12 protein-coding genes and 1 tRNA gene are annotated in these 12918 nt (G+C 60.2%); 5 read left to right on the top strand and 8 right to left on the bottom strand.

The window, feature by feature from the left end:
• The coding region (locus XI08_RS05545; RefSeq protein ID WP_271573681.1) for a hypothetical protein at window positions 1-306 on the top strand (306 nt) is incomplete at its 5' end.
• 36 nt (window positions 307-342) lie between these two features.
• Window positions 343-2121 carry an adenylate/guanylate cyclase domain-containing protein gene (locus XI08_RS05540; RefSeq protein ID WP_271573680.1) on the top strand — a complete coding sequence of 593 codons (1779 nt, stop codon included), beginning with the start codon at window positions 343-345 and terminating at the stop codon, window positions 2119-2121.
• A 302-nt stretch (window positions 2122-2423) separates the two neighbouring features.
• On the opposite strand, the gene XI08_RS05535 is transcribed toward XI08_RS05540, so the two are convergent.
• The 3 genes from XI08_RS05535 to XI08_RS05525 all read right to left on the bottom strand — a co-directional run bounded on the left by XI08_RS05535 (window position 2424) and on the right by XI08_RS05525 (window position 6406).
• Window positions 2424-3260, bottom strand: a complete 837-nt coding sequence (locus XI08_RS05535) for a glycosyltransferase family 2 protein (RefSeq protein ID WP_271573679.1) — start codon at window positions 3258-3260, stop codon at window positions 2424-2426.
• A 26-nt stretch (window positions 3261-3286) separates the two neighbouring features.
• Window positions 3287-4480 carry an aspartate kinase gene (locus tag XI08_RS05530; RefSeq protein ID WP_271573678.1) on the bottom strand — a complete coding sequence of 398 codons (1194 nt, stop codon included), beginning with the start codon at window positions 4478-4480 and terminating at the stop codon, window positions 3287-3289.
• A gap of 1077 nt (window positions 4481-5557) precedes the next feature.
• Window positions 5558-6406 (bottom strand): recombinase family protein, encoded by an 849-nt coding sequence (locus XI08_RS05525; protein ID WP_271573677.1) that lies wholly within the window; start codon window positions 6404-6406, stop codon window positions 5558-5560.
• A 47-nt stretch (window positions 6407-6453) separates the two neighbouring features.
• Between XI08_RS05525 and XI08_RS05520 the strand changes: the two genes are divergently transcribed.
• Window positions 6454-6687, top strand: coding sequence for a hypothetical protein (locus tag XI08_RS05520; protein ID WP_271573676.1), 234 nt, complete (start codon window positions 6454-6456; stop codon window positions 6685-6687).
• 261 nt (window positions 6688-6948) lie between these two features.
• On the opposite strand, the gene XI08_RS05515 is transcribed toward XI08_RS05520, so the two are convergent.
• Window positions 6949-7038, bottom strand: a tRNA-Ser gene (locus XI08_RS05515).
• 196 nt (window positions 7039-7234) lie between these two features.
• Between XI08_RS05515 and XI08_RS05510 the strand changes: the two genes are divergently transcribed.
• A complete protein-coding gene (locus tag XI08_RS05510) occupies window positions 7235-7576 on the top strand; it encodes a hypothetical protein (protein WP_271573675.1) in 342 nt (113 codons plus the stop codon).
• A 199-nt stretch (window positions 7577-7775) separates the two neighbouring features.
• Here XI08_RS05510 and XI08_RS05505 read toward each other — a convergent pair whose 3' ends face one another.
• The 3 genes from XI08_RS05505 to XI08_RS05495 form a co-directional block, all read right to left on the bottom strand.
• A complete protein-coding gene (locus XI08_RS05505) occupies window positions 7776-9239 on the bottom strand; it encodes a trehalose-6-phosphate synthase (protein ID WP_271573674.1) in 1464 nt (487 codons plus the stop codon).
• 233 nt (window positions 9240-9472) lie between these two features.
• A complete protein-coding gene (otsB, locus tag XI08_RS05500) occupies window positions 9473-10294 on the bottom strand; it encodes a trehalose-phosphatase (protein ID WP_271573673.1) in 822 nt (273 codons plus the stop codon).
• A 3-nt stretch (window positions 10295-10297) separates the two neighbouring features.
• The gene (locus XI08_RS05495) at window positions 10298-11782 is read right to left on the bottom strand and encodes an MFS transporter (RefSeq protein ID WP_271573684.1); all 1485 of its coding nucleotides are present in this window, start codon (window positions 11780-11782) and stop codon (window positions 10298-10300) included.
• Window positions 11783-11963: 181 nt separating this feature from the next.
• Between XI08_RS05495 and XI08_RS05490 the strand changes: the two genes are divergently transcribed.
• Window positions 11964-12320: a DUF3175 domain-containing protein gene (locus XI08_RS05490; RefSeq protein WP_271573672.1), complete on the top strand. Its 357-nt coding sequence runs from the start codon at window positions 11964-11966 to the stop codon at window positions 12318-12320.
• A gap of 120 nt (window positions 12321-12440) precedes the next feature.
• Here the strand turns inward: XI08_RS05490 and XI08_RS05485 are convergent.
• A partial coding sequence (locus XI08_RS05485; protein ID WP_271573671.1) for a methyl-accepting chemotaxis protein occupies window positions 12441-12918 on the bottom strand: 478 nt, incomplete at its 5' end.

Raw genomic sequence — 12918 nt, 5'->3', positions numbered from 1 at the left:
GTCTCGATCGGACTATTGCCATACAAGGACCCACCGCCGAACAGCTTGATCATAATTCGCTGCTCCCTGCGCGTTAATCTATTCCAGAGCGTCAGATCGCATGTGGCTGAGGAATTCGCCGATCGCTCAAGAGGCGAATTCGTGGCAGCGGTGGGTTCCGTGCCCAAGAGCGAGGTCCGCTTTGCTCTCGAAAGCGAGCATCGCAGCGGCAGAATGAGCATTTTCCGGTTCGGCCCAGGCGGCGGGCCCAAAGCGGCGACATCAGCCTTCGAAAATTCGGTCAAAACACTTTGGCACCGCGTTTGATCCATCGTACGATAACCCAGGGGTTGGATTGCATGCATGGTGCAAGAACGACCAGTCAGGGTTGAGCGCAGGTTGGCGGCGATATTGGCGGCCGATGTGGTCGGCTATTCGCGTCTGATGCACCATGACGAAGAAGCTACGCATGCGAGGCTGACAGAACTTCTCTCGGACATCGTTAACCCCGCGATCGTCGAACACGGTGGCCGCATCGTGAAGAACACGGGGGACGGGCTCTTAGCGGAGTTTCCGAGCGCCGTCCAAGCGGTTCGAGCTGCTGTGCAGTTCCAGACCCGCATTAGAGAGCGTTCAGTCGGAGAGAAAGACGCCCGCATAGCTTTCCGCGTGGGCATCAATATCGGCGATGTAATCGTCGAGCCCCATGACATCTTTGGCGACGGCGTTAACATTGCGGCTCGGCTTGAGAGCATCGCAGAGCCCGGCGGCATCTGCCTCGCCTCCTCTGCTTACGATCAAGTCCGAGGCAAAGTCGGAGTTGAGTTCGTCGATATGGGCGAACAGACGCTCAAGAACATCTCCCGCCTGGTCCGGGCCTACGCCATGGTTGGGGACCCCGGCGCAACTATACTCGCGGATCGCGAATGGTCGAGTGCGCCTGCAGCGCCTCGTCTCTCAATCGTCGTGCTGCCTTTTGCGAACCTCAGCGCAGATCCAGAGCAAGACTACTTTGTTGACGGCGTGACCGAAAGTCTAACCACGGATTTGTCGCGAATCCGTGGATCGTTCGTTATCGGTCGACACACCGCTTTCACATACAAAGGCAGGGCGGTCAATCTGAAGGAGGTGGGTCGCGAGTTAAACGTTCGCTACGTGCTTGAAGGGTCGGTACAGCGGCGGGGCAACAGACTCCGGGTAAATGTGCAATTGAACGACGCCGGAACTGGTAATCATCTATGGGCCGAACGGTTCGACAAACCGATTTCCGATCTTTTCGATGTGCAGGACGAGATCGTATCGAGACTCGCTAACGCCCTAAATACTCAACTTGTCGAGGCCGAGGCGCGTCGGGCGGAGCGTTCGGCACACCCTAACTCTTTGGATCTATATTTTCAGGGTATGGCTTGGCTCAACAAGGGGCCAACTCCCGACCATTTGGCCCAAGCGCGCAGCTTTTTTGAAAGAGCCTTGGCGCTCGATCCGGATGGCGTCGAATCCCTGGTGGGCTTAGCGCAGGTTGACGCTTTGATGTCTATCGGCTTTCTCACCGACGATACGGTTTCACATTTTGCGGTGACCGAAGCGGCCTCAACGAAGGCTCTTTCCCTCGCGCCGGACCATGCGTTTGCCCACCTGCTTTTGGGAGGTGCAAAAATCGGTACGAACCGAGCGGCCCTTGGAATCGCCGAATGCGAACGAGCTCTGGAGTTAAACCGGAGTCTAGCGGAAGCGCATGCTACGATCGGCTCGGCCAAGATATTTATCGGTCGCGCGGCCGAAGCGGAAGCCCACGTTCAGGAGGCGCTACGTCTGTCTCCCCGCGATTCAGGTGTTTACCGCTGGCTGCATTGGGTCGGTATCGCCAAGCTGATGCATGGCGCGGACGTCGAGGCCGTTGCGTGGCTACGTCGCAGCATCGAAGCCAACCGCAATAATCCCATTGCGCACTTTCACTTGGGTGCTGCACTTGTGTTTCTCCAGATGTTTGACGAGGGGCGCGCAGCCGTACGCACCGGCCTGACGCTCAACCCTACTTTTACGATCCGCCGCATGCGACGAATGAGTGACGATCCGACCTTCCGCGCCCAAGGCAAGCGTATTCGGGATGGTATGCGCTTAGCAGGGGTGCCGGAGGGTTGACGTCAATTATGTTGAAGTATCGCGCTACCCCAGCCCCATCCGGGTAATCCACCAGCCAGAGCGAACTCAGGGCTGGATAAAACTTGGGGGCAAGGTCACCGCGGAGCGCACAAGCTCAAAGGGGTTTCGGGCCCCTTGGGACTTATTTGCGGCGAGTGCCTAACGCGCAGCCCTCATAGGCTCACCAAATGTCCGTTTCGGGTCTACAATCGGATTCGCAAATGAGATGTTATGGAAGAAGTGGGCCCGTGGCCGACTTCGAAGCGGCCGCATTGGCACGGGGCGGCTCGGTTTTCAGACAATCAGATCTTGACCGCAGCCGCGAAGAGCCTGTCACCCCACTCGTACAACGGCCGCATGAAGTCAGATTGGGTGTGGATTGCTCGACCTTTCCGCTCGCGCCATTTTCGTCCGTAGGTATCGAACGGAAAGTGTCGCATGTAGTAATCGCAGGTCTCTTCCCAATGGTCGACCGACAGCGATTTGCCGTAGTGTTGGCAATAGAGGCCAGTCGCCACGCGTTCAACGCCACCCGGCTCGCGCCCATGGTGCTTTGCGAAGATGACCTCCAACCGGTTTCGCCACAACATCAGAATGTCTCGCCGTTCCGGACCGAAGAAACGACGAAAGTCCAACAGTTCGCGATCGGCCTGATAGGGTGCATGATCCCCAGGAGTCATATAGGCGTCGAACAGTCGAACCCGCACGCCATCGCATTCGCTACAATGCGTTCCTTCTATGAATCCGCGTAAATCTCCGGTAACGCGCTCATCCGCATCGAAGCAAAACATCCAGTCGAACTGCAAATGTTCGCGCGCCGTCTGCAACAAGAGTCCGCGATGCCGACTCTCAGCAATCCCGCGCGCCTCGATGTCCGCTTCCCACGACCGATTTGTCACAATCAGAGCGACTTTTGGGTGTTCGCATAGAATCTCAAGCGTGCGATCCGTGCTCGCGTCATCATAAGCGACTATCGCATCGACCTGCTTGCCGACGTAGTCCAGTGTGTCTCTGAGGATAAGCGCTTCGTTACGAACGCGGGTGATGCCGATTAGAAGGTGCTTGTGACCTAATAAGCCTGAGTTGCAGACAATGATTCGTTCCCCCTCGCGAAGTAGCCAACCAATGGTGCCCGGCATTTCGTGACATCCTCTCAAAGAGGTTGTTAGATCAGTGAATGCAAGGCCGTGACCGCGGCCTCGCGGGTCTCCACAGGAACGAACAAATTTATCGAATGTGATGATAGAACGTATTTCTCAGCGATAATCCCGTGGGATTGCAGAATTTGCATCGCCTGAAATGGCAAGTCTGAAGAAACGCCGCCGAAGCAAGTGAGGCTCACCGAACTTAAAGTCTCACGCTCTTTGCGCAAGTCTTTGCTCCGTTCCAGCGTGCGTAGCAGAGTGTCGAGCGATTCCGACTCGCAAGTCATCATGATGCGCGTTTTTCCGGCGACGAAAACCGAGGCGAGGACTTGCGGCCAAGATAGGCCGTTTTGCTTGAGATGCTGCGCAAATTTCTCAAAACCGTGACTGAGATTCGTCGAAGCGATCTCCACATGCTCAATACGAGCCATCGAGTTGACGGCCAAAACTTTTCCGTTTTCCATTCCGATAACCTCTTCCATCACTCGCGTGCTGTGTTCGGAATTGCCCCATTTTCGTAAAAGCAAAGGGATATTTTGGCTTTGTGCCAACTCCACGCTGCGAAAATGCAAAACCTTGGCGCCCCAAAAACACATTTCGGACAACGATGCAAAATCCAGCCGGCGCAATGGCTTTGCGTTCGACACGATGCGCGGATCGGCCGAGCAAATTCCGTCGACCTCTTTGATAATTTCACAGCGCTCGGCCTTTAGCGCCGCAGCCATGGCGACTGCAGTGGTGTCGCTGCCGCCCCTGCCTAGGGTGGTGATTTCTTTGGTCCGCGGATTCACGCCTTGAAAGCCCGCTAAAACCACGATGCGCCCGCGACTGAGTTCTTCGAGCACGCGCGCAGGCCGCACATCTAAAATGCGCGCGGAAGAATGAGATTCGTCTGTCATTACACCGGCCTGACTCCCGGTAAAACTAATGGCTGGCGCACCGAGATCAGACAGGGCCATGCTCATCAACGACATGCTGATGCGCTCACCGGTTGTTAACAACATATCTAGTTCGCGGCGGTTGGGATGCGGGCTTACTTGATAAGCCGCCTTAATTAGTTCGTCGGTCGTCTTACCCATCGCTGAAACGATCGCCACGACGCGATGACCACGGTTGTGCAAATCGGCGAGACTCCTCGCAACCGCGCGGATTTTTTCCGGGGTTTCCAGACAGACGCCGCCGTATTTTTGCACGATGGTCGGATTGTTGCGCATTTACTTGCGACGGTAACTGTATGCGCGGTGGCTCGATGTTCGCTTCGCTCTGCCGGATGGTTTCATGCATTTAGCTCCGGAACTGCTTGTGGTCCGCGCAAAGAATGGACTACCTCCTTATCGAATTGCGCGACGTTTTTTCCGCGCGTCAGCGCGTCTCTGAAGTTCTGAAAATAAAAGGCCAGTGCACGTGTTTGCCCACGTATCTCTCCGCTAATCGCCTTTCACAGCTCTCCAAGTATTCGATACAACAATCATTTTTCTTGGCGGAAGATAGGCGGTCACGACAAGATCGGCCGGCAACGCTAAAAGTTCTGCCGAACCGAAAAAAATCCCTGAGTGAAAGTGGGGCCGGTCCTCAGTACGCCGGCCACTGAGGAATTGACCAACCCCACCCTTCGATTGGCCCTTCGCCTTCTTACGGCGCTCGATCGCTGCTGCGCACCTGAGTAGAACCGCAACTGAGTATTTCGAACGGCGTCGCGGAGCAGGGGGTGCCCACCCATGGGCACCCCCTGCTCACAGAACTTGGCTCTGATCGAACGGATTCTTTCCCAGACGTCCAGAAACGACGCAAGATCGGAGCTTTTCCGTCAAAACGCATGATTTCACCGCGCAAGGGCCCAAGGGGAGTGCCCACCTGCGGGCACCCCCCTCAACTTGGCGCGCCCATTGCCGGTGGCTTTTTCTATTTAATTCCGAAATTTTGCGGATGAACCAGGTAGACCGGTCCTGAGAACGCCTCTCCTAGAGTTTTGGCCCCCCTCCTCTGTCAACCCGACTGTCAACCACGTCAACCTTGTCAACCTAACTTCTCAGTGCCTTCAGCTAGCGCGGTGGCTGGGTGCGAATTACCCGCGACGATTCTCAAACGCCAAAGGGACCCTTACCCCCCTCGAGTAACTCCTCGCGATGCGATTTGCTTAGTTGACCAGGCCTCCGCATTCGCAGGAGTTACGACGCGTTTGCGACCACCCTGCCGGCGGAATGAGAGCGGGATGCTTACGACCATCGTGCGACCGTCGCGACTGAGCTTCGGTCGAGTAATGGGGCCGAGAGTGAGGGTGGTCGGTCGGTTCATTCGGCGGCTTGCTGGAATGAGGGTAGGGGTTGCAGTTCCGAGGAGAGCGACGTTAGGCCCTGGATCTTCAAGGTGATGTCCATTCGCTCGGCATGCATGTCGATGCGCTCGACGAGCAGCTCGACAATGCGCGCCTGTTCGGCCGGAAACAGTTCATCCCAAAGCTCGTCGAATCCGAGTAGCGCGTTCCGGACTTCGGCTTCGCTGACGTCAAAAGATTGTTTGCGCAGCGCGCGCCAGGTCTGAACGATGACTTCAGGGGTTTGCAGGAGCAAACGAACCTGATCGATGATGATGCGCTCCAGCTCGGCAGCGGGCACCAGCTTAACGGGGCAGTCTGATCTTCCCTGCTTCATTGCCGTCTGGCTGATGTAATAGCGATAGAGACGGCCGGATTTTCGGGTGTGAGTAGGCGACATCGCCGCGCCATCAGGCCCAAACAGCAAACCCTTCAGCAGTGCAGGAGTTTGAGCACGGCTGTTGTTCGCGCGCTTGCGTGGGCTTTCCTTGACAATGGCGTGAACTTGATCCCAGAGCTTGCGATCGATGATCGCTTTGTGCTCGCCAGGGTATGAGGTGCCTTTGTGGACCGCCTCGCCAAGATAAACTCGGTTGTGAAGGATCTTATATAGCACCCCCTTGTCCAGGAGATGTCCGTACCGGTTACGTTCGTTGGCCGCGACGAGCTCGCGAGCCAGCCCAGTGGCGGATTTGAGCTGCACAAAACGCCGGAAAATTGCTCTGACCCGTTCAGCATCAGCTTCATGAATGAGCAATTTGCGATCGCGGACTTCATAGCCGAGCGGCGTCCAGCCGCCCATCCATTTACCGCGCTTACCCGCCACTCGTCGATCGCTTCAGTTCGAAGTTCGAGCACAACTCGAATCCTGCCTTGAGCGAGTTCGAAGACGCTTTCGATCTTTGCCGCAATCTAGGTCTGCGCGTGTTCGTCAGCTACGGCAATCGCGGCCTCGTCACGACCGACGCTCTCGTCGACGCGATGTCCCGCCGTTTTGCGGAAGTGGTCGAATTTTCCGACAGGATCAGGCATCACTCCCAAGGAACGAGACTCGGCGACCATCTCGGATACGTTACAGAATTCGTGCTGGCGGCACGCAACGACTAAAGCGTTCGCCGTGATTGGAACCGTGCCATTCGCTTGAGCGAGAGGGATCCAAACCACTTTCCCAATAAGCGCTTTGTTTACCGCAAAATGCCGTACTAGACCGATTCCGGGGGTACAAAGATTCGGAGAAAATTCGGATCTCCGGGCCTATCGGGCGCCTAGTTGGATCGATGGTGGGACTTCTCTGGCGAGCCAAATGCAGGAAAACGGCCGATTTTGCGACCCGTTTCTACGTCGAAGTACGAAATGGCTTTGGCTGGCTGGCGGAGAGAGTGGGATTCGAACCCACGGTACGGTTTCCCGCACACACGCTTTCCAAGCGTGCGCCTTAAGCCACTCGGCCATCTCTCCGGAGCGCCCTCTCTTGAAGGGGCGCCGGCGATTTTGCAAGAGATCGCGGGTAAATCGGGTGAATTTTCCGTAAGATGTTGTATTTGAAAGACAATATCTGGCGTCGGCGGCCGCTTTGGAACCGCCTGCCGGCTGAACCCATGACGGGTTTGGCGCGACGATTCACTTGAGAATGCCAAACACGCCCGGGGACGCCATGACCATCCGCAAGACCATCGCCGCGCTCGGCCTGATTTCAGCCCTCGGCTCCGCCTTTGCCGGGCCGGCCCTGGCGCAAGTCTGCAGCCGGCAAGGGGTCGACGTCAGTTGCGACGACGGGCGGCGTGGGGTGCTTTCGGGCGATGCTATCATCTGGCCGGACGGGACGCGCTCGAGCGCCTCGCCGCATCCGAGCGTGATCATCGGCAACAAGAGCTCGGTGCATGTCGGGCCCGGCGTGTTCGTCGGCCAGGGCAAGGGCATGGTGCCGCTGGACGACCCCAACGCGCCGAACAAGCGGCAATGCGCGATTCTGGACGGGGTGTCGTATTGCTATTGAGCGCGGTACTCGAGGTTCGCCGTCATGCCCGGGCTCGTCCCGGGCACCACGTTCCTGGGAGCCCGCGGCAAGACGTGGATGGCCGGGTCAAGCCCGGCCATGACGCGTGGACAAAGTGTGCGAGGGGCACAGAGATCGAGAGTTGAGCGCGAAAGCAGCCCCTCACCCCTCCCCGTAAGAACGGGGCGCGAGAGAGGGACTAGATCAATCGCACGCCCGAGATCGCCGACTTCAGCCAGCGCAGCGCTTGCGGCGGCTGGGCGGCGAGCGGGGCGACCACGGCCTTCTCGACGCGGCACTTCTCCAGCTCGGCGACGAAATCGGCGGACCATTGCTGAATGGTGTGGCCGCGCAGCTTCTTCATCATCGCGTCCCAGCGCATCTTGCGCTCGGTGAGCGGCATCGCGGCGGCGATCGCGATCGCGCGCGCCATGGCGTCGACGTCATGCGGATTGACCAGCAGCGCCGTGTCGAGCTCATTCGCTGCGCCGGCGAATTTCGACAGCACCAGCACGCCGGGGTCGGCGGGATTCTGCGCGGCAACATACTCCTTGGCGACGAGGTTCATGCCGTCATGCAGCGGCGTCACCACACCGATCTGCGCGGTGCGATAGAGACCCGCGAGCACGGTCTGGCTGAAGCCTTTGTTCAAATAGCGGATCGGCGTCCAGTCCACCTCGCCATGGCGGCCGTTGACGTCGGTGACGAGGCGCGCGACCTCGTTCTGGAGATTGCCATAGGCCTCGATCGCACCGCGCGAAGGGTTGGCGATCTGGAGCAGCGAGATGCTGCGCAAGAATTGCGGCTGCTCGGTCCAGAGCCGGTCGAACGCGCTGATGCGGTTGACGAGGCCCTTGGAATAATCGAGCCGGTCGACGCCGATCGCAAGCCGCTCGCCGTTGAGGCTGCGGCGCAGCCGCGACACGTCCGGATGCGAAGCCGACTTGGCGGCATATTGCGCGAATTTCTCCGCATCGATGCCGATGGGGAAGACTTCGAAGCGGGTGCGGCCGTACTGCGACAGCACAACACCGTCATCGATGGCAAGACCAAGCTCGCCGCCGACATAACCGAGGAAATTCTGGCGATCCTCCTCGGTCTGGAATCCAAGGAGATCGTAGGCGAGCATCGCCGTGATCAGCTCGCGATGATTGGGCACGCCCTGCATCACCGCGGCCACCGGCCACGGCGTATGCAGGAAGAAGCCGATCGGATCGTCGACGCCGAGATCGCGCAGCTCCGCACCGAGTGCGAGGAAATGATAATCCTGCACCCAGAACGCGGTCCGGGGTTTACGGAAGCGCATCAAGGCGCGCGCCATGAAGGCGTTGACCTCGCGATAGCTGACATAGTCCTCGCGCGAGACGCGGATCAGATCGCTGCGCGAATGCAGCGCCGGCCACAGCGCCGAATTGGCAAAACCTTCGTAATAGCCGCCGTAATGCGCCGCCGGCAGATCCAGCGTCGCAATCGCGCCCGAACCCAGCGCCTCGATCTCGGCAAACGGTTCCTTCTGATGGCCGTCACGCACGCGGCCGGAAGACCCCACCCAGATGGCACCCGAATGTTCCACAACCGGAAGCAATGCCGCAGCCAAGCCGCCCGTCATGGGCTCGTTGGGTTTGCCGCGCGCGACGCGATTCGAAACGACGATTAAGTTCACAGGTCGTCCCCTCCTGTTCATTCCACCCTGTTTAACTGATGTTCATCAATATGGTTCCTGATCATCGTTTCAACCAATTGAAACCAAAATCGGGCGCGCGCGTTGGAGCTGGTTTCCCCTGTGGAACCCACTGCAAAGACAGCTCTTCCGGTTGGAATGCGCAGCCTGCATTGCGGCGCGCGAGGGCGCTGCGCTGACGGCCTTTATGTCTGCGGCGTGGCGCTGCCTTTGTTTCACCTCGGATCGAGCAGGCGCGCGAGGAACGCGCGCACATCGCTCGGCGCATCGAAATGACCGTTCACGCCCATGGCGCGGCGGCCGACCGAGAAAGCGAGCCCGTTCATGTCAGGCATGATCGCGAACACGGTCTCATCGGTGACGTCGTCGCCGATGAACAGCGGACGCCGTCCCCTGAACGGCTCGTGCTGCATCAACTCGCGCACGCCGGTCGCCTTGGTGAAGCCGGAATGCTTGATCTCGCAGACGAACTTTCCGGGCAACACCTCGATCGGCGCATTGGGCAGATCGGCGCGGATCAGCGAGACGGCCTCGAAGATCGCCTTCTCCGCATGCGGCGCGAGGCGGTAATGCAGCGCCAGCGAATAGCCCTTGTCCTCGAGCAGAATGCCCGGGCTGAGCTTTGCGATCGCAGCGAGCCGCCGCTTCAACTCCTTGTCCAGCGGCGGCGCGTGCACGTCATCCGCTTCATTGTCCGCCGACAGCCGCATCTCCGCGCCGTGGCCGGCGACGGCGCGATAGACGTCGGGCGCGAAGATCAGGTCGATGTCGTTGAGCGAGCGGCCGCTGACCAGCGCCAGCGCCCCGGACGTGCGTTCCACCAGCTGCTTGAGCGTCTCCGACAGGCCCGGCGGCACCCACACTTCGCGCGGCGTCGGCATCAGGTCGAGCAGCGTGCCGTCGATGTCGAGCAGGATCGCGGTCTCGTCGAGATGCGGCACGAGCGCATGCGGCACCGGCACCGTTTCCGGCACAGCGTCGTCAACGGGCATGGTGCGCTTCTCGTCCAATGCCATTTCCGCAAGTTCCGATTTCATAGTCTACTCCATAAAGGCGAGCGGCCGCGCGATTTGTTCGAGCGATTTGCGTTCCGCGGGGATGGCATAGCGCCACGCCACGATCGCGGCCGCGATCATGAGGAATGCCCCAAGCAAATAGCCGGCGAACACGCTGGTGCGTGATCCCGTATCGATCAGCGCGCCGAACAGCGCCGGGCCGATGACGCCGCCAATGCCGGTGCCAATCGCGTAAAACACCGCGATCGCCAGCGCACGGACCTCCAAGGGAAACGTCTCGCTGACGGTGAGATAGGCCGCGCTCGCGGCGGGCGAGGCAAAGAAGAAGATCACCATCCAGGCGATGGTCTGTCCTTGCGCACTGAGCGCCCCGATCGAGAACAGATAGCCCGACAGCGCCAGTAGCAGGCCCGACGCGCCATAGGTGAACATGATCATGGCGCGCCGTCCGAGCGTATCGAACAGGCGGCCGAGCAGCAGCGGACCGAGGAAGTTGCCGGCGGCGAAGGGGAGCAGGTACCAGCCGACGTGATCGGCGCTGATGCCGTAGAAATCGGTCAGCACCAGCGCGAAGGTGAAGAAGATGGCGTTGTAGAAGAAAGCCTGCGCGCTCATCAGCGCGAGGCCGACCAGCGCGCGCTGGCGATAGACCGAGAACAGCGTGTGCACGACCTCGCGAATCGGCGTGTGATCGCGCATCTTCAGCCGGATCTTGGTGAAGCGTCCGTCGCCCGCATCCTGGTCGCGTCCGATCACCGAGCGCTCGATCTCGTCGACGATCGCGTGGGCCTGATCGGGCCGCCCGTGGATCATCAGCCAGCGCGGACTTTCCGGGATCCACATCCGCATAAACAGCACGACGAGGCCGATGCTCGCGCCGATGAGATAAGCGAGGCGCCAGCCGAGATCGGGGCCGATCACGGCGGGGTCGAGCAGAACGATGGCCGCCACCGCGCCCATTGCCGCGCCGATCCAGAAACTGCCGTTGATGACGAGATCGGTCCAGCCGCGATAGCGCGCCGGCACCAGTTCCTGGATGGTCGAATTGATCGCGGTATATTCGCCGCCGATGCCGGCGCCGGTGAGAAAACGAAACAGCGCGTAGCTCGCGATATTCCACGACAGCGCGGTCGCGGCGGTCGCGGAGAGATAAACCGCGAGCGTGATGAAGAACAGCTTCTTGCGGCCGATGCGGTCGGTCAACCAGCCGAAGCCGAGCGCGCCGAGCACCGCGCCGGCGAGATAGGCGGAATTGGCAACACCGAGATCGAGATTGGAGAAGTGCAACACGGGACTTTGCTTAAGCGCGCCGGAAAGAGCACCGGCGAGCGTCACCTCGAGCCCGTCGAGGATCCAGGTGATGCCGAGCGCCAGCACGACGCGGGTGTGAAAGCCGCTCCACGGCAGCGCGTCGAGACGCGAGGGTATGCTGGTCTCGATGATGCGATCGGTCGCGACCGCCGAGACAGCAGGTCCATGATTCAGCGCTTGGCTTTGCTGCAATTCCATCGCGTTGTTGGGTCTGACCAATGGAAGCGGCCCGGTTCACATGATGTGGCCGGGGGCGAACCGATCATCGGGGTGCGGCATTCCGCCTGCCACCTGCGACAACGTCTGCGGCAAGGCCAGGTTCCCATGGGAACAGCCTCCAACGCCGTCCGTTTCCGAAGGAGCCGCAGGGAGTTGACGCATGGCTCAGGTCAGAAAGACGACACATTCTCGCAAACCAGCTGCGCGCAGGAAGACCAGCGTGCGCAAGCGCGCCAAACGCGCGGCGCCGAAGCGCTGGTCGCAGCGGGTGACGAAGGAGAGCGACGCACTCGATCTCAAGCGCGGCGTATTCACGCTCACGAGTCCGAAGAAGATCGCAACCTCGCTGAAGCGCTCGGCCGAGCACAGCTCGCGCCGCAAGACCGGCGCCTATCGTTCGGCGCTGTCGATGCTGACGTTCTATATCAACCGCGCCGGCAAGACGCTGCCGAAGACCCAGCGCACGCGACTGGAGCGAGCGAAGGTGGAGCTGAAGCGCGCGTTCGGGAGGACGTGAGGCTTCGCACAGCGCCTCCTAACTCCGCTGTCGTCCCGGATCTGCGCGCGCTTGAGGCGCGCTTGTCCGGGACGACAGCGGAGTATGAGGCGACGGCGCAGACTTCAGCGACGGCGAGCCTTACGCCGTCCGGATATTCCCCATGAAGCGGTCGAGCTCGGCGCGAAGGCGGGTGCTTTCGGATGACAGCGTCTTGGCCGAGTTCAGCACCTCTTCTGAGGCAGAGCCGGTCTCGGCGGCGCCGCGATTGACCTCGCCGATGTCGGTGGCTGCGGTCTGAGTGCCCTGGGCAACCGTCTGGACGCTGCGCGCGATCTCCTGGGTCGCGGCGCCCTGCTGCTCGACGGCGCTCGCGATCGACGTCGAGATTGACGAGATCTGGCCGATGGTCGCGCCGATCTCCTTGATCGCGGCAACCGACTCGGCCGTGGCGCCCTGCATGCCCGTGATATGGGAGGAAATCTCGTCGGTCGCCTTCGCCGTCTGGCTGGCCAACGACTTCACTTCGCTCGCAACCACGGCAAAGCCGCGACCGGCTTCACCGGCGCGCGCCGCCTCGATGGTGGCGTTGAGCGCCAGCAGATTGGTCTGCTCGGCA

It is taken from the genome of Bradyrhizobium sp. CCBAU 11361 (assembly GCF_028128935.1).
Lineage (GTDB): Bacteria > Pseudomonadota > Alphaproteobacteria > Rhizobiales > Xanthobacteraceae > Bradyrhizobium > Bradyrhizobium niftali.
The sequence above is the reverse complement of the archived record's forward strand: the minus strand, read 5'-3'. Positions and strand labels throughout refer to the sequence as shown.

Coding starts and splice junctions, on each gene's coding strand:
- XI08_RS05540 (WP_271573680.1), top strand. CDS start 343: ATGGTGCAAGAACGACCAGTCAGGGTTGAGCGCAGGTTGGCGGCGATA.
- XI08_RS05535 (WP_271573679.1), bottom strand. CDS start 3,260: ATGCCGGGCACCATTGGTTGGCTACTTCGCGAGGGGGAACGAATCATT.
- XI08_RS05530 (WP_271573678.1), bottom strand. CDS start 4,480: ATGCGCAACAATCCGACCATCGTGCAAAAATACGGCGGCGTCTGTCTG.
- XI08_RS05510 (WP_271573675.1), top strand. CDS start 7,235: ATGACCATCCGCAAGACCATCGCCGCGCTCGGCCTGATTTCAGCCCTC.
- otsB (WP_271573673.1), bottom strand. CDS start 10,294: ATGAAATCGGAACTTGCGGAAATGGCATTGGACGAGAAGCGCACCATG.
- XI08_RS05495 (WP_271573684.1), bottom strand. CDS start 11,782: ATGGAATTGCAGCAAAGCCAAGCGCTGAATCATGGACCTGCTGTCTCG.
- XI08_RS05490 (WP_271573672.1), top strand. CDS start 11,964: ATGGCTCAGGTCAGAAAGACGACACATTCTCGCAAACCAGCTGCGCGC.